At 43.7% G+C, this 22097-nt stretch carries 18 protein-coding genes and 1 tRNA gene; 9 read left to right on the top strand and 10 right to left on the bottom strand.

Annotated elements, in window-relative coordinates; all coding sequences use genetic code 11:
* Positions 1–181 precede the first annotated feature (181 nt).
* Together tpiA and folP are read left to right on the top strand one after the other, a co-directional pair.
* Positions 182–907, top strand: coding sequence for a triose-phosphate isomerase (gene tpiA, locus BJP37_RS22435; RefSeq protein WP_075902094.1), 726 nt, complete (start codon positions 182–184; stop codon positions 905–907).
* Positions 908–1034: 127 nt separating this feature from the next.
* A complete protein-coding gene (gene folP, locus BJP37_RS22430) occupies positions 1035–1895 on the top strand; it encodes a dihydropteroate synthase (protein ID WP_229415413.1) in 861 nt (286 codons plus the stop codon).
* A gap of 317 nt (positions 1896–2212) precedes the next feature.
* Here folP and BJP37_RS22425 read toward each other — a convergent pair whose 3' ends face one another.
* The 3 genes from BJP37_RS22425 to BJP37_RS43800 all read right to left on the bottom strand — a co-directional run bounded on the left by BJP37_RS22425 (position 2213) and on the right by BJP37_RS43800 (position 4155).
* Positions 2213–3010 carry an SPFH domain-containing protein gene (locus tag BJP37_RS22425; RefSeq protein ID WP_070394341.1) on the bottom strand — a complete coding sequence of 266 codons (798 nt, stop codon included), beginning with the start codon at positions 3008–3010 and terminating at the stop codon, positions 2213–2215.
* Positions 3011–3397: 387 nt separating this feature from the next.
* Positions 3398–4003: a DUF4340 domain-containing protein gene (locus BJP37_RS22420; RefSeq protein ID WP_075906358.1), complete on the bottom strand. Its 606-nt coding sequence runs from the start codon at positions 4001–4003 to the stop codon at positions 3398–3400.
* A 20-nt stretch (positions 4004–4023) separates the two neighbouring features.
* Positions 4024–4155: a hypothetical protein gene (locus tag BJP37_RS43800; protein ID WP_269087045.1), complete on the bottom strand. Its 132-nt coding sequence runs from the start codon at positions 4153–4155 to the stop codon at positions 4024–4026.
* A gap of 318 nt (positions 4156–4473) precedes the next feature.
* On the opposite strand from BJP37_RS43800, the gene BJP37_RS22415 reads away from it, so the two are divergent.
* Together BJP37_RS22415 and BJP37_RS22410 are read left to right on the top strand one after the other, a co-directional pair.
* Entirely contained in the window at positions 4474–6153 is a 1680-nt protein-coding gene (locus tag BJP37_RS22415) for a S8 family serine peptidase (RefSeq protein WP_075902092.1), read from the top strand.
* 124 nt (positions 6154–6277) lie between these two features.
* On the top strand, positions 6278–7570 hold the full coding sequence (locus tag BJP37_RS22410) for a tetratricopeptide repeat protein (RefSeq protein ID WP_229415412.1): 1293 nt from the start codon (positions 6278–6280) through the stop codon (positions 7568–7570).
* A 76-nt stretch (positions 7571–7646) separates the two neighbouring features.
* On the opposite strand, the gene BJP37_RS22405 is transcribed toward BJP37_RS22410, so the two are convergent.
* Positions 7647–8882 carry a methionine gamma-lyase family protein gene (locus tag BJP37_RS22405; protein ID WP_075902090.1) on the bottom strand — a complete coding sequence of 412 codons (1236 nt, stop codon included), beginning with the start codon at positions 8880–8882 and terminating at the stop codon, positions 7647–7649.
* Positions 8883–8958: 76 nt separating this feature from the next.
* Between BJP37_RS22405 and BJP37_RS22400 the strand changes: the two genes are divergently transcribed.
* Both BJP37_RS22400 and rpaA read left to right on the top strand, forming a co-directional pair.
* Entirely contained in the window at positions 8959–9780 is an 822-nt protein-coding gene (locus tag BJP37_RS22400) for an acyl-CoA desaturase (protein ID WP_075902088.1), read from the top strand.
* 332 nt (positions 9781–10112) lie between these two features.
* Entirely contained in the window at positions 10113–10850 is a 738-nt protein-coding gene (rpaA, locus tag BJP37_RS22395; protein WP_070394338.1) for a two component system response regulator RpaA, read from the top strand.
* Between the two features lie 135 nt (positions 10851–10985).
* On the opposite strand, the gene chlP is transcribed toward rpaA, so the two are convergent.
* Positions 10986–12221, bottom strand: a complete 1236-nt coding sequence (gene chlP / locus BJP37_RS22390; RefSeq protein WP_198954146.1) for a geranylgeranyl reductase — start codon at positions 12219–12221, stop codon at positions 10986–10988.
* A 368-nt stretch (positions 12222–12589) separates the two neighbouring features.
* A complete protein-coding gene (locus BJP37_RS22385; RefSeq protein ID WP_075902086.1) occupies positions 12590–14398 on the bottom strand; it encodes a serine/threonine-protein kinase in 1809 nt (602 codons plus the stop codon).
* Between the two features lie 1015 nt (positions 14399–15413).
* Here BJP37_RS22385 and BJP37_RS39785 point away from each other — a divergent pair.
* The gene (locus tag BJP37_RS39785; protein WP_158069714.1) at positions 15414–15578 is read left to right on the top strand and encodes a hypothetical protein; all 165 of its coding nucleotides are present in this window, start codon (positions 15414–15416) and stop codon (positions 15576–15578) included.
* A complete protein-coding gene (locus tag BJP37_RS22380; protein ID WP_075902084.1) occupies positions 15575–16582 on the top strand; it encodes a glycosyltransferase family 2 protein in 1008 nt (335 codons plus the stop codon). Before BJP37_RS39785 ends, BJP37_RS22380 begins: the two co-directional genes overlap by 4 nt.
* A gap of 83 nt (positions 16583–16665) precedes the next feature.
* On the opposite strand, the gene BJP37_RS22375 is transcribed toward BJP37_RS22380, so the two are convergent.
* A complete protein-coding gene (locus BJP37_RS22375) occupies positions 16666–17904 on the bottom strand; it encodes a DUF445 domain-containing protein (RefSeq protein WP_198954145.1) in 1239 nt (412 codons plus the stop codon).
* A 475-nt stretch (positions 17905–18379) separates the two neighbouring features.
* On the opposite strand from BJP37_RS22375, the gene BJP37_RS22370 reads away from it, so the two are divergent.
* Positions 18380–19474, top strand: a complete 1095-nt coding sequence (locus BJP37_RS22370) for a RuBisCO accumulation factor 1 (protein ID WP_075902080.1) — start codon at positions 18380–18382, stop codon at positions 19472–19474.
* A gap of 122 nt (positions 19475–19596) precedes the next feature.
* On the opposite strand, the gene BJP37_RS22365 is transcribed toward BJP37_RS22370, so the two are convergent.
* The 3 genes from BJP37_RS22365 to BJP37_RS22350 form a co-directional block, all read right to left on the bottom strand.
* A complete protein-coding gene (locus BJP37_RS22365) occupies positions 19597–20244 on the bottom strand; it encodes a class I SAM-dependent methyltransferase (protein WP_075902078.1) in 648 nt (215 codons plus the stop codon).
* Positions 20245–20991: 747 nt separating this feature from the next.
* Positions 20992–21075, bottom strand: a tRNA-Leu gene (locus tag BJP37_RS22355).
* Positions 21054–21923: a M48 family metallopeptidase gene (locus tag BJP37_RS22350; RefSeq protein ID WP_075902074.1), complete on the bottom strand. Its 870-nt coding sequence runs from the start codon at positions 21921–21923 to the stop codon at positions 21054–21056. Before BJP37_RS22350 ends, BJP37_RS22355 begins: the two co-directional genes overlap by 22 nt.
* Positions 21924–22097: the final 174 nt, after the last annotated feature.

Raw genomic sequence — 22097 nt, 5'->3', positions numbered from 1 at the left:
AGCGTCTGGGGAGTTGGGGGAATAAATTGACCTTACTCTGATGATGCTTCCCTGAATTTACCCTAGGAGTATCGTCTGATCAGGTCAATGACCAGCAAAAGTCTAACATTTCTGATATTGGCGTAAGTAAAAGCTTTAAACTAAATAATGCATTATGGTTTAGAGATGATTTAGTTAAGCTGTGCGGAAAATTGTTATAGCTGGTAACTGGAAAATGTACAAAACTCAAGCGGAAACCGCTGAGTTTTTAAAGGGATTTTTGCCTGAGCTGGAGCAAACTCCCATAGAACGGGAGGTTGTTCTGTGTGCTCCCTTCACCGACTTGGGTGTGATGTCTGAGCATGTACAAAATACTCCTGTACAGATCGGGGCTCAGAATATCCACTGGGAAAATGCTGGAGCCTACACTGGTGAAATTGCTGGTGGGATGCTCAAGGAAATTGGTGTGCGCTATGTCATTGTTGGTCATAGTGAACGGCGTCAATACTTCGGCGAAACTGATGAAACCGTTAATAAACGCCTTCACGCTGCTCAGCGTCATGGTTTGATTCCGATTCTGTGTGTTGGGGAAACGAAAGCACAACGGGATGCTGGTGAAACAGAAGACATTATTACCAAGCAGTTGGAAAAAGACCTAGTCAACGTTGACCAGCAAAATTTAGTGATTGCTTACGAACCGATTTGGGCAATTGGTACTGGCGACACTTGTGATGCATCAGAAGCGAATCGAATCATTGGATTGATTCGCTCTAAGCTAAAGGAAGCTAATGTCCCAATTCAATATGGTGGCTCCGTCAAACCCAAGAATATTGATGAAATTATGGCTCAATCAGAAATTGATGGAGTACTGGTGGGCGGAGGAAGCTTGGAACCTGCGAGCTTTGCCAGGATTGTCAATTATCAGTAGTTGTGATTAGTCATTGGCTAATTGTTAATTGTTAATTGTTAATTGTTAATTGTTAATTGTTAGTTAGCTTATTATTAGTTAGTTAATTGGTTAATTGCAATGGGCAATTTTTAATTCGCAATTAGCCATGATCTATATAGTGATGGATAAAGGAAAATTAACCATCCAGAACTATTCTTTCGACTGGGGTAAACGAACCTATATCATGGGTATCTTGAACGTTACCCCCGATAGTTTTAGTGATGGCGGTGAACACTATACCCTAGAAGCTGCCTTAAGGCAAGCTTACGATCTGGTAAATGCTGGTGCTGATATTATCGATATTGGTGGTCAATCGACTCGACCTGGTGCTGAGCAAATTTCCCTAGCCGAGGAACTGAAACGAGTTCTGCCTGTGGTAGAGGCAATGGGTTTAGTGCTGAAGATACCCATTTCTGTCGATACCACTAGAGCATCTGTGGCTAAGGCTGCGGTAGAAGCTGGTGCGGATATGGTCAATGATATTTCCGGTGGCACATTTGACCCAGACATGTTTCCAGTCGTAGCCCAGTTGGGGGTACCCATTGTCTTAATGCATATCCGAGGCACCCCCGTTTCCATGCAAAAACTAACTGATTATCAAGACTTAATTGGGGAAATCTATAGCTTTCTGGAGGAGCAGGTCAATGCCGCAATCGCAGCAGGAATTAAGCGATCGCATATTATTATTGACCCAGGCATTGGTTTTGCCAAAACCGCTGAGCAAAGTGTAGAGATTCTGCGGCAACTCCCTAGGTTTGATGCCCTTGGTGTACCGATGTTAGTCGGAGTATCTCGGAAAAGCTTTATTGGACGAATCATCAATCAACCAGACCCCAAGGGTAGAATTTGGGGAACTGCTGCGGCTTGTTGCAGTGCCATTGCCGGTTCAGCAGACATCCTGCGGTTACACGATGTTCGCCAGCTCCATGATGTCTGCCGTGTTGCTGATGCGATTTGGCGTGTGTAAGTATTCAGTTATCAGCATTCAGCTATCAGTTATCAGCATTCAGCTAAAGCGCTACGCGCACGCTACGCGAACAGCATTCAGCTAATGTGCTACGCACACGCTACTAGATCGGTGCTAATGTGCTACGCCCACGCTACTAGATCGGTGCTTTTGAATAAGCGATGCAGCTTCGGAACAGGGGGTTTCCCCCATGAGCGACTGTATCAAGACAAGAGGTAAGCATTGGTTTAATCTCTGTTTCGTCTGCTGAACGCGCACGCGTGAGCCTTTAGCTCACGGCTGACAGCTGACGACTGAATGCTTACATTATTATTGCCCTAATTACTCTCGCCCACAGATTCAGTTTGAAGCAAATCAGTCATGGCTTCGCTCAGTGCTTTTGGATCCATAAAGACGACTTTAGAATTGCTGCTTTCACCTAATTTTTCATTGGCTTCTACATAGCGTTGAGCGATCAGAAACTGTAGGACTTTCTGAGTATTAGCTTGCTCTTGAAGAGCTTTGGAGATCATTTGGATTGACTCCACTGTACCTTCAGCCTGTAAAATTTTGGCTTGTTTCTCACTCTTAGCAGCTCGCTCCTTCTCTAGGGCATCGATAATAGTCTGGGGTGGTTTAATCTCTTGCACCTCAACCCGCATCACCTTGACTCCCCAATCAGCAGAGGCATCATCTAGTTGTTGCAATAAGTTCTGATTGATTCTGTCTCGAGAGGCATAAGTCTCATCTAGTTCCAACTGACCAATGGTAGAACGCAGGGTGGTCATGACTAAATTTTCAATCGCCTCATGAACATTGTCTACAGCATAAAACGCTTTGTACATATCTAAAATTTGCCAATACACGATGGCATCGACTTCTACCTGAACATTATCTTTCGTGATTGCTTGCTGAGGTTCAATGTCTAAAATCTGTTCACGGGTACTCTCTTCTACAGCAATCTTGTCTATAAACGGAACTACATTGAAGTTAAGACCAGGGTCTAGTTTTTTACGATACTTACCAAAGCGTTCTACTAGAGCTTCATTTCCCTCTTGGACAACTTTTGTGGTACCGACGCTGTATCCAAAAGCTACTAAAACAACTGGGGCAAGTATGCTCAGAAGAATATCCATAGTGTTTGAGCTCCTATTAGGAGATTAATCAATTAACTGATGTTGCGGCTAGCGTTTGCTAGAAATAACTTTATCAATAGAACAGCACAAAATGTGTGTATAATAGATAACTTTCACTCTAGCGACCCCTGGGTTGACTGTCAAAGCTGTTATCAAAACTACGGAGAACCTAACTTCTGTGGATGAGGGGTATTACCCTCACCATTACCCTCACCTATAGTTAGAAACTGATAAGACAACAAAGGGAAGATCCGCAAGAACTAAAAAAGTAGGTTATCAAAGTCGATTTGGTGTAACCATTCAGCCGTGAGCCAAGGCCAAAGGCTGATAACTGATAACTGATAGCTGAATGCTGAATGCTGATTGCTGATTGCTTACGATTTGGTACTAGTCAGTTTTTTCACCACCAGATGGCTTGTCTTCTTCAGCCTTTTCCTGATTAACCAGCCATTCTGAGAGGGGGCGTGAGACCGCATACTGAAAGTCCACGGGCACTAACAGTACATCCAACTGCTCAGATTTGGAATCCAGTGGTAAAACTTGAGCATATAGGAAACTGCGAGTAAAGTCCAAGTTGCCTAAGATCAGCTTCGGAGTGTCCTGATTTTTCAGTTTCACTGTTATAGTTGCTGAGGGCTTGTCCAATCCATACTCTGGAAGTTGGTCAGGGCTAACCGTAAGAATGCGATCGCTTTTACCCTGAGCCAGCAAGTTCAACAAAAAGGAAACAACCGCATCACTAGCTATCCCCTCTTTCGGCTTTTTCATCCGCCAACCCGATTCTGGCTCACTGGCTCGCTCAAATACTAAGGTCTTGTCATCACTATTAACAGTAAACGATTGAATCTCGTCTTGAGTGAAATTAAATATAGGTTTTTTAGGGATTTTAGCAGCTTCTCGCTTTTCAGAACCCTGAATTTCATAAATATATACACCTCCCCCGAGGAGGATGGCAGAAATGACTAAAATCAGAGTTGTCCGTTGTAGTTTCATGGGATTAAACTGCATCGATGCTAAACACAGCTTAATACTTTATAGGGATTCTCAATTGGGTGAGGTACGCCGCCCTTGGGAGTAGGGAGTAGGGAGTAGGGAGTAGGGAGTAGGGAGTAGGCAACAGGCAACAGGCAACAGGCAACAGGCAACAGGAACCCACCCCTAACCCCCTTACAAGGGTAGGTTTTTTATAAAGAGGCGAGTAGGTACTTTTATTAGGTATCAACTTCTATCCATATGTATCAAAATACACCATTAATTTCTGTAAATTTATCCCCATATGTATCAAAATACACCATGATTTCCGGGATAATTCTCCCCATTTCCCGCTTTTCCCGACTCCCGATTCCCGATTCCCGACTCCCGACTCCCGACCCAAATGTAAAAAATACCCCTGTGAGCCCCTAACCCCTCCCAGGAGGGGAAAAGAGGGAAGAGATCAATAAAAGCGCTCTGTGTAAACAATTATGAAAACTCCGATCCAAAAAACACTGGTATGGCTATTGGGTGGTATAAGTATCTCAGGGGTAATCGCGCCAGCCTTGGGATTAGATACATCAATCTCAGAAGCTGGTATTAATGTCTATCGGTTACACCAACCTCCCTATAATTTAACCGGTCGCAAAATTGCCATTGGGCAAGTAGAAATTGGTAGACCTGGATTATTTGGTAAGGATAAGGCCGCTATCAAGAATCGGACAGTAACTCCTGCCGGAGTATTTTATCGCAACACCCCCGCAAAACCTAATACCCATGTTGATGAACATGCGGCTATGGTAGCAGCTGTGATGGTTAGTCGAGACAAAGCCTTGCGGGGAGTAGCACCTGATGCAAAACTCTACGCTTCAGCAGTTGGCTCCCTGTCTAGGAGTGGACAACCAGAAGAGTGCCTGGCGGCTCAGCATATTGCTCAGCAAAATGGCTCAGATGTGCGGGCAATTAATTTTAGTTTTGGTGAATCCCTACAGCGGGACCCGAGGGAGGAAGCGGTGCTGGATGGCAATGCGCTGTTAACTCTATGTATCGATTGGTCAGCTAGGGTGCATGATGTCTTGTATGTGATTGCTGGCAACCAAGGGAAAGGGGGCATTCCGATCCCAACAGATAATTTTAATGGTATCAATGCAGCATACACAGCCAAGCGTCAGGGAGTTTTTAATAAGGTAGACTTTGCTAACTTGAGTGCTTTACCAGTTGGCATTGGTCGTCGTCTGATTCGGCAAGAAATTAATGTTGGTTCCCGCCGCTCGATTAATTTGGTAGCTCCTGGCAACAAGATATCGTTGTATGACCTCAAAGGTAAAGTGACTCAGGTCAGTGGTACCAGTTTTGCTGCTCCCCATATCACTGGTGCTGTAGCATTGCTACAGGAATTTGGTGATTCCGCTTTGCGCAAGCTGCGCTCAAGACAACAAAAACTATTCTTGATGCAGTCCCTCAGGGCGGAAACCCCCAATACCGGGCTGCATCGCTTGTGGATGAATTGGAGTACAGATTCCCGACGCCATGAAGTGATGAAGGCAGTGTTGCTTAATTCTGCTGACAAAATCCAAGATCTCGGTGATGGGATGCTACTAGGCATGAGCCGCACGATTCGCGCAAAGGATAATCACCACTGGTTAGAGTCTGATGCTTACCAAGACCCTAAAATTCCTCTGGATATGCAGATGGGGACAGGACATCTAAATGGGTTTCGAGCTTACCAGCAATTTAAACTAGGCCAATGGAGTCCCAGTGGCATTGGAGTGCCACCAGTGGGTTGGGATTACCGTGCTGTGGAGAAATCATCTTATCGGGACTATGTGTTGACAAAACCCCTAGCAGAAGGAAGTTTTATCTCCTTGACTCTGGCTTGGGACCGTTTGGTGGAGTTAGAGGATGAGAATAATAATGATGCTTATGATTTTGGGGAGAGTTTTCGCGATCGCGGTTTGAATAATCTTGACCTCTATTTAATGCCAGTGGGAGAAGAGGACATTACCAAAAGTGTCTGTGCTTCTATCAGTGAAGCGGATGCTGTGGAACATATTTTCTGCCAAGTCCCTGCTCAGGGTCGCTACAAAATTCGGGTTCAGTATCAACAACAGGTTAATCAGCCGTCTCAAGCTTATGCTTTGGCTTGGTGGACAGTTCCAGATCCCCAATGAGAAGCAAGATGGAGAAGATAGGGAAAGTTGGAAACTTTACTCACATCCGGGAAACTCATGAATTTTCTCAAATTTTACTCATCAACATTACAAAAAAAACAATAATAAACCAACTAAAGTAGGAATGGTAGTTGATTCAGAGTCAGAAGCAATGGAAGCAGAGTTTTACTACCGAGGAATAGATAAAATTCGTCAAGGAGACTTGAACGAAGCAATTGAGGAATTTGACAAAGCCTTAGAGATTAATCCGAACTTCGCCGAAGCCTACTATAAACGAGCTATGGCTCGCTTTGACTTAGGGGATAAACAAGGGGCGATCGCTGATTATACTAAGGCTTTACAAATCAATTCTGAAAGTATTGAAGTTTATTTCGGGCGAGGTTTGGCTCGATTGGCACTGGGAGATGCCACTGGAGCAATAGAAGATGCCAATCAAATACTTAAAATTAATCCTAACCAGCCTGCTGCTTGTAAGCTTCAAGGTAGTGCCTACCGTAAGTTAGGAGATAATCAGGCTGCGATCGCATCATTTAAACAAGCAGCTCAGCTCTACCTAGACCAAAAAGATAAATTAAATTGTCGTCGTTGTCTTGAGAGTATCAATCAAATTCAACAACAGCAAATACTAGCTTTAGGTCGATCACAGACTAAAGATTTCTGTCATCAAGCAATAAATAAAGTTAACACAGGCAAATACCGAGAAGCCTTGGAGGATTTCAACTGGCTGCTTGAGGTTGACCCAAAAAATGCTCAAGCCTATTGCTATCGAGGTATTGTTCACTGCAAACTTCGTAATTACAGCAGAGCAATTCAAGACCTTGGTCAAGCTATGGAACTAAATCCCCAAGATGCTCAGGTCCGTTACCATCGAGGATTAGTCCGCATTGAACTGGGAGATTACCGGGGAGCTATTGATGACTTGACCAAGTTACTACAAAGCAATCCGGAAAATCGGGATGTCTTGATTCATCGGGGTAATGCCTATATCCAGATGGGAGACTATCGGCAAGCCATCGAAGATTATTCCCGAGTTATTACTCTTAAACCCAATGATGCTCAATCATATCGTTATCGGGCAACCGCTCGTGAAAAGTTTGAGGATCTACGGGGAGCATTTGAAGATTATCAACAAGCGGCAAACCTGTATTTCGATCAACAAGACTGGACTAATTATCGGAAACTACTCGATAAACTCAAACAGCTACAGCCATTACAACTGACCGAGGGGTCGAGCAATCAAGAATCACAAGCACCATCAAATACTAAACCTAGTAGGGAGTTGCAACAAAGATTACTGAGACTGGTAGGAGGACAATCGGATATCGCAACACGCCTACTTGACTTGGCTAAAGGAAAATACCCAGGAATGCCAGAAAAGTGGTATTGGGAGAAAGTGATCAAGGATTTAGAACGATAGTGCTATAGTAATTTAACTATGGATAAGACTAGCGACAAGAATCATATGCGCTACGTGCAGGCTACGCCAACAGCTATCAGCTATCAGCTATTCCGATTGCTTCAATGGCAGCTTCTAATGCGATCGCAATATGAGTCCAATGGGTTCCGCCCTGACAAAACACAATATAAGGCTCCTTTAAAGGACCATCTGCAGAAAATTCCGACGTACTGCCATCAATAAAAGTCCCCCCAGCCATCACTAACTGACTCTCATAACCCGGCATTGCTGCTGGCACAGGGTCGAGGTAGGAACCTATCGGGGAATGCCGTTGTATCCCTCGACAGAAAGCGATTAATTTTTCCGGTGAACCCAACTCAACTGCTTGAATCACATCCCGACGGGGTACCATCGGTGGGGGATTGACAGGATAACCCAGTTCTGAAAGAGTATGAGCGATTAAATGACTCCCTTTGAGGGCTTCACCAACCATTTGGGGAGCTAGGAATAATCCTTGAAACAGCAATCGATTCTGATCGAAAGTCGCCCCACCTGAACTACCAATCCCTGGAGCAGTCAGACGACAGGTCGCCGCTTCAACTAAGTCAGCTTTTCCAGCGACATAGCCTCCAGCAGTAGCAATCGTTCCCCCAGGATTTTTAATCAAGGAACCCGCCATCAAATCTGCTCCTACTGCTGTTGGTTCTCGCTCTTCTACAAATTCCCCGTAACAGTTATCGACAAAACAGATAGTATCAGGATTTTGTTGTTTGACAAGCTTGACAATTTTTTCGATTTCTGATATTGAAAGACTCTTTCGCCAAGAATACCCACAGGAACGCTGAATGAAAACCAGGCGGGTATTCTCTCCTACCGCTGTTGCCAAGGCTGACCAATCTAAACTTCCCTCACTAGTTAGGGACAACTGGCGGTAACGAATCCCAAATTCTAGTAGGGAACCTTGACCATCACCTCGTAAACCAATCACCTCTTCCAAGGTATCGTAAGGGGCACCGGCAATCGCTAGCATTTCATCCGAAGGACGCAATACCCCAAACAGGCAAGATGCGATCGCATGGGTTCCGGATACAAATTGTACGCGAACAGCCGCAGATTCAGCTCCCATGACATCAGCAAATACCTGATCGAGAGTTTTACGTCCTAAATCATCATGTCCATAGCCTGAAACACTAGCAAAGTGATGCACTCCTACACGATGTGCTCGAAAAGAATTCAGTACCTTTTTGAGATTTTGCTTGACGGCGGTGTCAATACCATAAAAGATCGGAAATAGTGCTTTTTCTGCTGCTTGCAGCCTTTGAGAGCTGTTCATTCCCAAAATTCGCGCCTCGAAATTTTAGATCAAAGAGAGCGGGTTATTACAATTTGTATCCTATTAGACTTACTGCATGACAATTGCTACTTCAGATAATCATCGTTTAGATTGGGTCGTTATTACCTATATGGCCTTTATTCACCTAACAGCGCTGTTTGCCTTACTTCCGAGCAACTTTAACTGGACAGCAGTGGGCTTAATGATCTTTTTCCACTGGGTGACAGGGGGCTTGGGGGTAACTCTGGGATGGCATCGCTTAGTGACCCACCGCAGTTTTCAGACACCCAAGTGGTTAGAATACTTCCTAGTTTTATGTGGTACCATTTCCTGTCAAGGAGGAGTGATCGATTGGGTAGGACTACATCGCATCCATCATTTGCACTCTGACACCCAACCGGATCCTCATGACTCCCATCAAGGGTTTTGGTGGAGTCACATGGCTTGGATGTTGCATAAAATTCCTGCTGATCAGGACATTCCTAAATTCACGAAAGATATTTCTGAAGATCGGGTTTATCAGTTTTTGGACAAGTATTTTGTGCTTATTCAAGTGGTTCTAGGACTGTTGCTGTATGCCCTCGGTGGCTGGCCATTTGTGGTGTGGGGGATTTTTGTGCGCCTAGTGCTTGTGTTTCACTGTACCTGGTTTGTCAACAGTGCTACTCACAAATTTGGTTATCGCACCTATGAGTCTAAAGATAGCTCAAAAAACTGTTGGTGGGTAGCCCTACTCACCTATGGTGAAGGCTGGCACAACAATCACCATGCTTATCAGTATTCTGCAAGGCATGGCATTAAATGGTGGGAAATTGACCTGACTTGGATGACGATTCAGTTCCTACAACAGCTGGGTTTAGCCAAAAACGTGAAACTGATTAGTCCTGAACAGACGTAAGTTCCCCTAGGGTAGTACCTTGAGTACTACCCTGGTGATTGCCGAGCGGATTCAGTTCTGAGGGCGGCTTAGTGGTAAAACCTCCTGAGCAGCAGAGTATACTCCCGTTTCCACAGTGCAAGCACCATGGATTTATCCTGTCTACTCAGGACTTATGACTCTAGCACTGAGGTTTAGGGAGTTTCTGGTAAAATTAAAAAATCTTAAAAATTCTTAGCTTTTGTTTACAAAAAACGTAAAGTCTGCCTTTATAATCGTATAAGTATTGTTACTAATCTCAAATTGTTCTTATCGAACGTTAACGGATACACCTTAGCAACAACTCCTTAGTGATGCCCCGGATACTGGTCATCGATGACGACCCCGCAATTTCAGAATTAGTCACCATCAATTTGGAGATGGCTGGCTACGATGTTAGTCAAGCAATGGATGGCATCAAGGGTCAGGCTCTAGCTCTGCAACTGCAGCCAGACCTGATTATGCTAGACTTGATGCTACCCAAGGTAGATGGTTTCACCGTCTGCCAACGATTACGTCGGGATGAACGCACTTCCGATATTCCAGTATTGATGTTGACTGCCCTAGGTCAAACCCAAGATAAGGTAGAAGGCTTTAATGCTGGTGCCGATGATTATCTCACCAAACCCTTTGAACTCGAAGAAATGCTGGCGCGAGTGCGAGCATTACTACGGCGCACAGACCGAATTCCCCAAGCTGCTAAGCATACAGAAATCCTGAACTATGGTCCTTTGACCCTGGTTCCAGAAAGGTTTGAGGCGATTTGGTTTGATAAAACCGTGAAACTGACCCATCTGGAGTTTGAACTACTGCACTGTTTACTGCAGCGGCATGGTCAAACTGTTTCTCCCAGCGAAATCCTTAAAGAGGTTTGGGGGTATGACCCTGACGATGATATCGAAACAATTCGAGTGCATATTCGTCACCTGAGAACCAAGCTAGAACCTGATCCCCGCCATCCTAAGTACATCAAAACGGTTTATGGAGCAGGTTATTGCTTAGAGTTACCTAATACAGAAAAGACCCTAGAAGTGAATTCGGCGACTGCCTAGGATGAACTTGGTGATGTCAGAGCTACTACAAATCTATTTTCTGAAGCTAGAGGGGAAAGCCCCCGCCCTTAAGGCGGGGGTAAGCTTTATCGCCGTTAGTCAGTTGGCTACATCTCATCAAAAATTAATCAACTTCTAGGGAGCCAAGGCATTGCCCCGCAACAAGCTACCAATTGTCTTCGCTGTAATCTTCATTTGGATAAGAGGATTAGCAGGTACAACGGTTTTGTAGAGATAGCTATCGAAGGTCAGCCGCTGCACATCCTTGTCAGCGCACATCTCTACAAAGGCTTCCCGGCTAGCATCGGAGTTATAGAAAACTCGTTGTAGAATATCTAGGACTTTGTAGGTCATGCCGTATTTCTTATCCCAGCGCTTAAGGTAAAGCTTGAGGTCATTCTCTGTGGGGATACGGCTACCGCTGTTAGAGGTTTCCACAATGGTTTCAGCACACATGCGAGCTGATTTAGCCGCAAAGTAAATGCCTTCGCCAGAGGATTTAGTGACTGTTCCAGCAGCATCACCTACCAAAGCTACCCGACCAACTACACGTCTAGGTCTCGGATGCTCAGGAATCGGATGGGCTTCCACTTTGATAATTTTCCCACCCACAAGTTTCTTAGCCGCACGGGCACGAATCCCTGCTTGTAGCTTTTTGATCAGGGCTTGGTTGACCCTCATAGTGCCGGTACCAACAGCAACGTGGTCGTATTTAGGGAAGACCCAGGCGTAGAAATCAGGAGAGACATCATTACCCACATACATTTCTGCCAGGTCTTGGTAGTAATTCATCATGTTATCTGGCAGACTGATTCGCTCTTGGAACGCGATCGCATAATTGTAATCCCCAGCATCAATTGCTTTGGCAACCCGGGAATTTGCCCCATCAGCTCCAATTACCACATCTACTTTCAAGGTTTTGTGGGTTCCCTTGACACTGCCATCAGAATGGTCAGAATAATAGATGGTATAGGGTTGAGAGTTACTGGTGGGAATATCGAGTTTATAAACGGTGCCATTAATTAAGTTAGCCCCCAACTCAGCCGCACGATTGCGCATGAACCCATCAAGCACCTCGCGACGGCACATTCCAATATATTCGTTTTGCTTTTCTATATGGATATCAACTTCAATATCAGATGGTGAGATCATCTTCATGTTTCTCACTTGCCGGTCAATAATTTCTGGTGGCAGGTCAAACTCACTCACCATACATAGTGGAATCGCACCACCACAGGGCTTAGCATTGTCCAGCTTACGCTCAAACAAATAGGTTTCGATTCCTGCTTTAGCTAACGTCTCGGCAGCAGAAGAGCCTGCTGGTCCCGAACCAACTACTGCAACCCTTAGTGCTGGCATGTTTTCTCCCATGGTTTTTTAAGCTACGGAATGAATCCTATCATGGACTTTCCTGTGATCTGAACCTTCCCTAATATTTGGGGTCAAGTTGCAATACACCTTAACAAAAGTCCGTAACATTACTTAACAAGTCCTGCTGTGATTGGTCATTTTCATCGTTACTGGTTAATTGTTAAGGTGAATTATTAATTGTTAATTATTGTGTAATTTTTAGTAATTGTTATTGTTAATGGTTAATTCTTAATGAGACCGACCTTAGACCTGTTGGGAAATAAGAGAAAATATCTATAGTGTAGGCAACTCGGTAAAGTAATACCAATTCGTCAAAGTAGGACTACAGATGCAGATGGTCCGAGAGTCGAGTTTTGGAACTACTGAATTTAGCGTTTCAGTTTCTTCCGTGCCTGCTGACGTAGCTTCAGGGCATTCCGGTGGTTAGGTTCAATCTGGAGTGCCTTATTTAAAGAAGTGATTGCCTGATTAAAGCGTCCTAGTGTTATCTGAGCTTCCCCCTTAATCATCCAAGCCTCTGCCAAATCTCGTTGAAGTGCGATCGCTTTCTCCAAAGCCGTAATCGCCTCAACAGAACGACCCAACTTTTGGAGGGTTATTCCCTGTGAAAGCCAAGCTTCCGTTAAATCTGGCTTAAGGGTAAGGGCTTGGTTATAGAGTCTGAGGGCTTCTACAGACCGTTGCTGTTGGTCAAGGGCTTGACCAAGGCTCCACACAGCTTCTGGGTAGTTAGGTTTGAAATATAAGGCATCATTACAAGCAACAACTGCCATCTCCGGCTGTTGGAGTTTATTCAGACTGTAGCATCTGCCCCAATAGGCTTCCGCAAAATCTGCTTTTTTAGCGATCGCTTGGTCGTATAGTTTTAGAGCTTCCTGGTACTGTCGAGATTTCCGCAATTGGTCAGCTTCGTCTAAAAGTTGCTCCGCTGTGACCTTAGCCTCAGTACTATAGTCAGTCTTATATTCAGTGATATAGTCAGCCTTATAGTCAGTATTTTCACCAGTTGCTTGGGCAGATAGAAAAGTTTTCAACAGCACCAAGCCCACCCCCAAGATAGTTATCGATACAGTAATTAAGCCCAACTTCACCAATCGTTGCGGAATAGATAGTGTTGTCCGGTTAGTTGCTGAACCTCTCGAATGTTCGGTGATGTCAAGTTGAGGCGTAGTTCTACTTTGACTCCTGGTGATCATTGACGAGGGGACTGTAGTGTTTGCTAGCTTCCTAATGTCGGGAATTGGGAGTTCCATCCCAGACTGGCTTTCACCGGTAATTTCCTGAGTAGGGATTTCTTCCTCAGCTAATGACAACAGTTGCTGTCTTGGTAAACTAGCCAGTACCTCTAGAGCCTCAGCTGCTGTCTGATAGCGGTCACGGAAATCATAGCGCACCATAATGTCAAGAATATGGGCCAACTCTGGGCTAACCTGCTTTGCGTAGTGTTGCCAATCAATTTCACTAGTTGTGGGATTTTCCTTCAAGTTTTTGGGATGAACCCCAGTTAATGCCTGGATACCAACCATCCCGACAGCATAGATATCACTGCTAAAGCGGGGCCTTCCTGCCAATTGCTCATGGGGCATATAGCCCTGGGTGCCTATAGAAACCGTTAAATGAGTTTCCCCAGTTTCAGGATTAATGTTTTGGCTACTGACTTGCTTAACAGCACCAAAGTCAATCAGCACGATTTTGTCGTCCCCTTGGCGGCGGATCAGGTTAGAGGGCTTAATATCCCGGTGGATAATCTGTTGTTGATGGACAAAGGCCAATACCTGTAGAATATCTATTAATAAAGCAATCACTCGCTCTTGTGAACACGGATGACCCTTGACAAGTTCTCGATTCAAAGGTTGTCCTTCAATCAATTCCTGAACCAGATAAAACTGCTGATCTTCCTCAAAATGCGCCAGTAGGCGGGGGATCTGGTCATGATTACCTAGCTGGTAGAGAAATCGAGCTTCTCTATCGAAAAGGCGTCTTGCCATTTGCAGCGTTGCCGTCTGTTCGGTTTGGGGCAAAAGATGTTTAACCACACATTGGGGTTGATTTGGCAAATGTATATCTTGTGCCAGGAAAGTTCGACCAAACCCACCAGCTCCCAGTTGGTTGATAATTTTGTAGCGTCCGCCTACTAGGGCTTTTGCGGGTTTTGTCTCTCCAGATAAGGGGCTCATCGAGGGGTTAGTGATGACTACCTAATTATGATTCCAAATTTAGCTAATATACCATTGATTTGGATCCTAGAGCTAGTTAGATCACAAAGAAAGTTAACATTACCGATTGTTGAATTCGCCCTCAACTTCCTCAACGTTAACTTTTTCCTTGACTATCGGACATTAATAGACTTGTCCCTTAATAAGGGAAAGTAAGGATAAGTGACTCAAATGAGGGAGTAAGCTGTCACCCATTTAAATTGTGAATGGGGGCTGATGGGGGGATGGTCAGATGGGGAGATGGTCAGAGGGTAGACCGGCTTTTGCACAAGTGGCTCCATGGGAAATTTCAATAGAGCTCTGCGGAAAATACTCAATACCTCTGTGCAACTAGCTCTAAAAACGCGATCGCCAATTTCAATTACCAGTCAGTTTCTAGCTAAAAATAGGTACTTGAGCTAATTGATGTTAATAAATCAGCCTTTTTTTTTAAGAGGGTTATACTCATTTTTTAGTTCTACAAAAAACGCAATCAATTATTATAACGCCATTATATTGGGTGTATTAGTGCCCCAAATCTTAATCTCACTAACCAAAAAATACTGCTAATTATCTGTTCATACTTCCTGGGATTCTTTATCGATGATGTTTTGACAAACATCAGATGCACCCATCACCAACCAAGATGCGCTGCTCTACATGGATTTGAAATTGACCATAGCTGAACAAAATCCCATCAGAGTGCATAATACCCCATAAGACCAGTATTAAACCAGCCTTAAAACCCCCTACCCCCTTTTAAAATTACCAGTTCGTCGAGTATGCTATGGCTATAGCCTTTTGCCAGGAAAGTAGCTTGGTCGCAAGACAAGCGGTTGCTGAGGTCTACTTTCTGAGATCTTCTTCTAAAAGTCGTGCAAGCGATGCAGCGCGGTCTTGAGGGTTTCCCCAATGAGCGACTGCATCAAGACAAAGCGTAAAAAGTACGGCTGGCGATCGCCTTTTAGCTCTTAGCTCAGAGATTACCTCTGGGAGGATGTATGTCAGTCGATCAAATCATTACCTGAAACCAGTATTTCCCGACCAGACGTTTATAGAAGCAAACGTTTATAACTTAATCCAAGACTACCAACCGGATAATGCCAGCAAACTTTGGTCATTACTAGATTTCCATCTATGGTATAAAGAATTTATTTCATGAATACATCTGTCTCAGTAGTTATCACCACCTTTAATAAAGCCCAGTACCTCGAACAATCAGTAAAGAGTGTACTAGCGCAAACATTTTACCAGATTGAATGCATTATTGTAGATGATGGCTCTACCGATAATACCCGCAAAGTTGCTGATCAGTTAGTCCACTACCACCCACAGATACAGTACTTTTATAAAGACAATGGAGGTATATCATCTGCTCGTAATTTTGGCGCTGATAAAGCCACTGGAGAATGGATTCAATTCTTAGATGCTGATGATTGGATTCATGAAGATAAGATCAGATTCCAATTGAGCTGTTTAGAGGTAACTGGTGATAATGGTGATAATATAGTATTTTACTCAGACTATGAACGGGTCTATGTTGATCAAAACGAAAACATTATTGAAACCAAGCCTAATCCTGTTGGTTCTCTCACCAAAGAACAGCTAATCCAACGACTACTAATCTGTCCAGATTTTCTGGCAGACTCTCCTTTTCCCTTGTTACAGCAATCGATGCTGTTCAAGAAAAAACTCTTAGACCAGAGGAATTTTGATACTCGCCTGAAAGCCTGTGAGGATCGAGAATGGGTATTAGAACTTCTGCAACGGAACGTCAGATTTATCCATACTCCAATCATCGGAGCCTATTATAGAAAACACCGCTTCAATCTCACCGATAATAGCTCACTGATGCGGGAGTCTTACATTAAGTATTTTGAAATTGTGTTGACAAATCATCAAAAATTAGTTAGCTTTTGCCAGAAAAGTATTAAATACTTGATAGAAAAAAGTTTTGAAGAAAAAGACCAAGAAAGTTTTACCAGACTGGCTAACTTAGTGGAATTACCAGTGTATCTGCTCAATGGCAAAATTAAAGTTAATCATCGTTGGTTATTAAATTTAATTTATTGGCTCAGAACGATGATACCAAACTTTTTACTATACGAAAGATACCGAGGTCCCCGTTCTCGTAAACTTTTATCCATCATTAGCCGTCGAGCTTAGCATAAACTGGGATAAACGTCCCGTTTCTTCCTTAGGATCAGGCTCAGGATAAATTCTAGAGAGTATCCTGATTAAATTCCTGATTAAATTCCTCCTGTCAACAGCAGCAACACTGTTTGAAATAGTCCTACCATTACCCCTAAAATACCCCCTAAATTTACAATAGCTTGTAATTCACTTTTTACTAAAGTCTGAATTGTGATTTCCATATCTTTTGCAGAAGTAGCGTTTACCCGTTCAACAATCACCTCATCAATAGATAAAATCGGAATCACTTCAGTCATGATTTTTTCCAAATCCTCCTCCAGGTAGCGCTCTATAACTAAAGCCAGTTCCTTGCTAATCATTGTTAACGATGTAGTCATAATTGCTGACTCTCGGAGCCGATTAACAATTAACACAGACACCTTTTCCCAGTCAATAGATTGATTTAATCCTTGTATAAATCCAGCACCACCCTCTTGAATATAAGCACGCACCGAATCCCGCATAGTTTTCCGTAGCTGTCTCACTGTTGACAAAGGCAGATTTTGCAATGAAACATTTTGCAACCATTCCCGCAAGCGATCGCGAGTTCCTAGAGCCACAATTAACTCTTCGATGCGAGCATTAGTCGCTTCTTTTTCGTCAAGGCAAAAGCTTCGCAGGCGGATCAAAGCATTGCGCAGACCAAATAAATTTGCCACTACCCAGTATGTCCCACTGGACTTTTCCCGAAAGTCTTCATCAATGATTTGAATGTTGCGGTCAGTTAGGAAATCAATAACTGCCTGTCGCAAAATATCTGGGGGGAGTACTACTTTTAAGATCCACTCAGAAAGCTTCCGAGCTTGTTCTTGATCCAGTCGAAACTCCAATAAAATCTGGTCAAAAACATGATTAAGTTGGGCTTCTAGAAAATCCTTACGACGGGCTAAGACTTTTAGCATACGTGGCAACGATTCCCCGATCAAGTCTCGGAGAATCCCAGCAAGAATATGAGCTGTTTTCTGTTGCTTATCCGACCGGACTTGATCTAGCGCTAAGTTTAATAGCCACAAGATCGCTGCTTCCACACGTTCAGTATGCAGCAGACGCTTTGCCAAACGCTGTAACTCTGTTGGCGTCAGCAAAGACCCCATAATAGTGTCAGCCACTCGCTTAGCCAGCCGTTCCTGGTTGCGGGGAATTAAACCTGGTGTAAAAGGTAGCTGACGCTTACCGAGGTAAATTGGTCTGTAGGGACGGAACAACATTTTTATGGCTAAATCATTGGTGAAATAGCCAATAATTCCCCCAGCTATAGGAGGAACAAACAACAAGAACAAGTTAAACAGATCCAAAACAAAAATCGAGTTGTGTAGAACTTAAAAAGCAGGTAATCGGCAAGTTTAAAGTATGATGGAAAAAGTCAGAAGTTTACACTAGTAATAGCATTTATTAAATAGGTGAAGTACGACGCCCTTGGGGGTTTAGGGAGTATACAATACGGAATAGGGAATAGGGAATAGGGAACTTCAGATCAGGTAATAGGGAAAAAATCCTGTGTACCTCATTACTAGTAGAAGCGCTATATATGGCTGCGGTTCCTTAACAATTATTAGGTTTGAGGATTATTTTAAAGATGCACCATCCCTCACCTTTATCATTGCTGCCTTTACACTTGCTATCTTCATCTTTTATACTTCAAAAATTGCTTTAATGCCCAATCTCTATTGTAGGCTTTTTCCAAAAGTGACATCCTGCCACACTAAACCCTCACGGGATATAATACACATTGCCGTTGATGGCACTGTTCGTTTTCTTTTTCTTTAAACCATGACTGAAGTACCACCAGGCTCTCCTGAAAGTCACACTCAAACCAATTCAGAACAGATAAATGCTGAAGATTTATTAACCTTACTGCGGCGCAAAGAATGCAACTGGGTGGAGTGGGGTAAAGCCTGTCAGCAGCTACAAAAAGCTGGCTACAGTTCTCAGGTAATTTTTGAAGAAACTGGGTTTGAGCCAATTCAACAGAATCAAGTGATGGTGGCATCTCAGGTTTACACAAGTTTGATTACAGTTGGAGTGTCCGATCAAGTGCGATCGCGTTTTGAGAGTACTGGTAGCGATTCCCTGTACGAGTTGCGGATTCTCACCCAAGAAGAACGAGCTGCTGCTGCTGAATTTCTGGTTACTAGAAACTTGAACTCCGAAGGAGCCCATGAAGTTGCCAAAGCACTTAAGTCATTTTCCCGCAGAAGCCGTCCACCCGAGGGATTCACCAATCATCCTGGTGATGCTGTTGCCTATCAGTATTGGAAACTTGCCAAACAACACAATGATTTGCAAGAACGTTCTCGTTTGATTGCCCGAGGCTTGATGTTTGCTCATACTCAACAAGCTCGGCAACAAATCGAAGAATTACTCACAGGAGCGTTTGGTAGCACTCAGCGTCCAGCTCCCAGATTACCTATATACCGCCTCGAAGCTGAAGAAGATTTACCCCGCTTGCTTCCCGTAGTAGGATCCTTACCCCTGACAATAGCTGATCTCAACCAGGTTCCTAAAACTGACTATACCGGTGCTTTCAATATAGTTAAAGGGCTTCGAGAGCAGACGTTCGTGGCAGTACCCGGCTGGCAGGTAGTTTTGAAGGCACAAGATCCAGTGGTGATTTTGTGTAACAGTAATCAGCTGCCTATTCAACAGAATAACAAATCTGAAGAGATTTTGCTTATTATTGACCGCTCACAGCAGCAGTGGGATGGGGACAGCTACTTTTTGGTTGAAGAATCAGGACAGTTGGAGATTAAGTGGTTTCCAGATTCTCCTGATGTTAGTTTTTTGGGACGCCTCATCCTAGTATTACGACCGAAAAAAATTCTGGATGAAGCCTTGAGTCAAGATGTCTGGCAAATTGATGAGTAATTAGTCATTAGTTATTAAGTTAGTTAATTGCTTTTTTGTTTACTCTTGACTGTTGCTTTTTTGTTGAATTTTGACTATTGACTGTTAAAAATTACCATCAACAAAACCCTTCATAAAAAGGCTCAGGTAGTTCGATTAGCCAGTACTGCATAGAATGGATCGCCTAAAGTGATCCCAAGCTGTAGCAGAAAAGTAGGAAGCGGCGATGGTCGAGCAACAACCTCAGGGGAACTAAATCCAGGAATAGACTGGTAATAGGTTTTCACTAACTCCACTCGACTTTGCTCGCTACCATCTCGCCAAGACTGAATCGCCTTTTGAAAAAACATTCGGTTAGAAAAGCTAACAATTGCTATTCCCCCTGGTTTTAAGACGCGATGAATCTCAGCAAAAACTTTTTCGGGGTACTGAAGATACTGAACTGAAACAGCAATCAGGACAGCATCAAAGTCTTGTTCAGGCAATGGCAATTGCTGATTTTGATTCAAGTCTTGGATAAAGTAGTGATTAAGTCTAGGATTTTTGACCAATTCTTCGCCATTCATCCCATGCCCCTCAACATGAGCAAACTCCATGTCTTCTGGTAAGTGAGAAACCCAACTACTCATAAGATCGAGGATGCGGGTGTTGGGTTGTAGTCGCTCCCGATAGAGGTTTACCAGCTGATCAATAAAGCCCTCATCGACATGAGTCACAAACCGTGGAAATGAATAGAACAGAGCATCATCGCTCTCATCCAATTTACTGCGTTGAAGGCGCTGGTCGATCATTGTATGAGCTAATATCTATTTTGTTAAGCTTCCTCACGAATATTATAAAGATTTATGAAGCTTATGGTAAGTATTTCTGAGTTTGGGTTATTTCAAGGAATATTTTGATCCGCTTAGACAGGGTTCTACAAAAAAAATAGGGAAGAGCATTGATATCTCTTCCCCATCGTTGATTTTGGTATTGATTTTGGTATTGATTTTGGTTTTGGAGTGCTTTCCGAGTTTCCTTAAGCTTCCGGCGCAGCATCTGAGTCTTTGAATTCTCCACGGGTTGAAACCGCGTGGATTCTAAGAGTCGTGTCGTTACGCGGGTTGAAACCGCGCTCCACGACGCTTACAGTACTGACGCTTTGAGTAAGTCCAGTCTGTACCGTTGTGGCAGATTCAAAACTGCCCTACCTCCCTCGGATTAACACGAGAAGTTAACCTGTGGATTTACTTTTGATTTAAATAGCTTTCGGAGCGGTTGTACCAAACAATTAGGGCAATAAATTACTACTTTTTGCTGCATTGCTTGCCTGTTCCATAGTCGTAGGATTCTCCCCGTCTCTTACTGGCTGGAGTCTCACCGTACTAGCAAAAAATCAACGTAACCAACCTTGTTCTTACTTGCACTTCTATTTTAAAACGATAGCCGGGATAAATCCCGGTACGCTCCACGCCAACTCAATAAATTAAGTGGCTAACTCTCGCTCATGGTTTTTGTGTTTTAGTCGTTGTACCATTCATATTGCCCCTTAGTTACAGTGGGCGGGGAGAGACTCGAACTCTCATGACCATAAGGCCGCCACATTTTGAGTGTGGTGCGTCTACCAATTTCGCCACCCGCCCGTTTGGGCATCTCCATTATTATAACTAATTAGCTGCTGATTTAACAAGGACTGATAAGATTGAGAACTTGCCCAACGGTCAATTTCTCGCGCCCGTAGTACAGGTAAGGGATGGCTCAGTTGAGAGATCTGCAATTGTTGGAGTACTTGACCCAGCTCAGTATCACCAGCGCTATCGTAAGCCCTAGCTTGAGCAATAAACGCATCTAGGTTCAGTTGTGGTGCCAGAGTTGGGGAACCACCAGCCAGTTTCATCAATACAGACATGACCACTCTCGGATTTTGAGTAGCCAGTAAAGCAGCGCGATCGCAACTAAATTCCGCACATCGTAGCCACTCTAACATCTTCTCCTGTATGCTTTGAGCAATGAGCATCCCCCAATTCGGAATTAAACTAGCAGCTAATACCATGATATTGAGCGGTGTCAGGTACACCCCATGTTCGCATTTGAGATGACCCAGTTCATGGGCAATAACCGCCTGAATTTCCTCTGGTGTCAGCAGATCAATTAAAGAGGTGTGCAAGACAATGAAAGGCTGCTTACCCCGCATAGCGAAGGTATAGGCATTGGGAGAGGGATTTTGCTGCACATAAAGTTGAGGCGGCTCTAAATCTAAAGTTGTGCAGGCATCTTCGAGTAGTTTATGAAGATGGGGCAGTTGATTTTGTCCCACCAAGACACTAGCAGAGATATTGTTAAGGTAAAAAAACTGTTCCGCTACAGGACCTAGTAAATTTCGCACCACCAAGTCTATCCCTGGCAACTGTTTCAGGGCTGTGGTTGCTTCCAAATCTAGGGGATGACGAAAATGATCTGCCTTCAGACCAAATAGTGATGTTTTAGTCATTAGCTGAAAATAATATGTTAGTCGTTAGTCATTAGTCATTACTTATTAGTCTAGGACTTCCCCAAAATCTCTGGCTCAAGCCTAATCTATTGTAGGGTTACAAGCCTTGCGCCCTAACTAGATATAGCGCTACCTATAAGCACCAACCTATATAGCGCCACTGCCTAATTCCTC

Source organism: Moorena bouillonii PNG (genome assembly GCF_001942495.1).
Taxonomy (GTDB): Bacteria; Cyanobacteriota; Cyanobacteriia; order Cyanobacteriales; family Coleofasciculaceae; genus Moorena; species Moorena bouillonii.
Note: the sequence above shows the minus strand (reverse complement) of the source record. Positions and strands in the feature narration are given on the sequence as shown.

Bases quoted from the DNA above. Each gene is read 5' to 3' on its own strand.
- BJP37_RS22350 (WP_075902074.1), bottom strand. From the start codon at position 21,923: ATGACTAAAACATCACTATTTGGTCTGAAGGCAGATCATTTTCGTCAT.
- folP (WP_229415413.1), top strand. From the start codon at position 1,035: ATGATCTATATAGTGATGGATAAAGGAAAATTAACCATCCAGAACTAT.
- BJP37_RS39785 (WP_158069714.1), top strand. From the start codon at position 15,414: ATGTATGTCAGTCGATCAAATCATTACCTGAAACCAGTATTTCCCGAC.
- BJP37_RS22425 (WP_070394341.1), bottom strand. From the start codon at position 3,010: ATGGATATTCTTCTGAGCATACTTGCCCCAGTTGTTTTAGTAGCTTTT.
- BJP37_RS22400 (WP_075902088.1), top strand. From the start codon at position 8,959: ATGACAATTGCTACTTCAGATAATCATCGTTTAGATTGGGTCGTTATT.
- BJP37_RS22380 (WP_075902084.1), top strand. From the start codon at position 15,575: ATGAATACATCTGTCTCAGTAGTTATCACCACCTTTAATAAAGCCCAG.
- rpaA (WP_070394338.1), top strand. From the start codon at position 10,113: ATGCCCCGGATACTGGTCATCGATGACGACCCCGCAATTTCAGAATTA.
- BJP37_RS22410 (WP_229415412.1), top strand. From the start codon at position 6,278: ATGGTAGTTGATTCAGAGTCAGAAGCAATGGAAGCAGAGTTTTACTAC.
- BJP37_RS22365 (WP_075902078.1), bottom strand. From the start codon at position 20,244: ATGATCGACCAGCGCCTTCAACGCAGTAAATTGGATGAGAGCGATGAT.
- BJP37_RS22415 (WP_075902092.1), top strand. From the start codon at position 4,474: ATGAAAACTCCGATCCAAAAAACACTGGTATGGCTATTGGGTGGTATA.
- BJP37_RS22405 (WP_075902090.1), bottom strand. From the start codon at position 8,882: ATGAACAGCTCTCAAAGGCTGCAAGCAGCAGAAAAAGCACTATTTCCG.
- BJP37_RS22370 (WP_075902080.1), top strand. From the start codon at position 18,380: ATGACTGAAGTACCACCAGGCTCTCCTGAAAGTCACACTCAAACCAAT.
- chlP (WP_198954146.1), bottom strand. From the start codon at position 12,221: ATGGGAGAAAACATGCCAGCACTAAGGGTTGCAGTAGTTGGTTCGGGA.
- BJP37_RS22420 (WP_075906358.1), bottom strand. From the start codon at position 4,003: ATGAAACTACAACGGACAACTCTGATTTTAGTCATTTCTGCCATCCTC.
- BJP37_RS22385 (WP_075902086.1), bottom strand. From the start codon at position 14,398: ATGAGCCCCTTATCTGGAGAGACAAAACCCGCAAAAGCCCTAGTAGGC.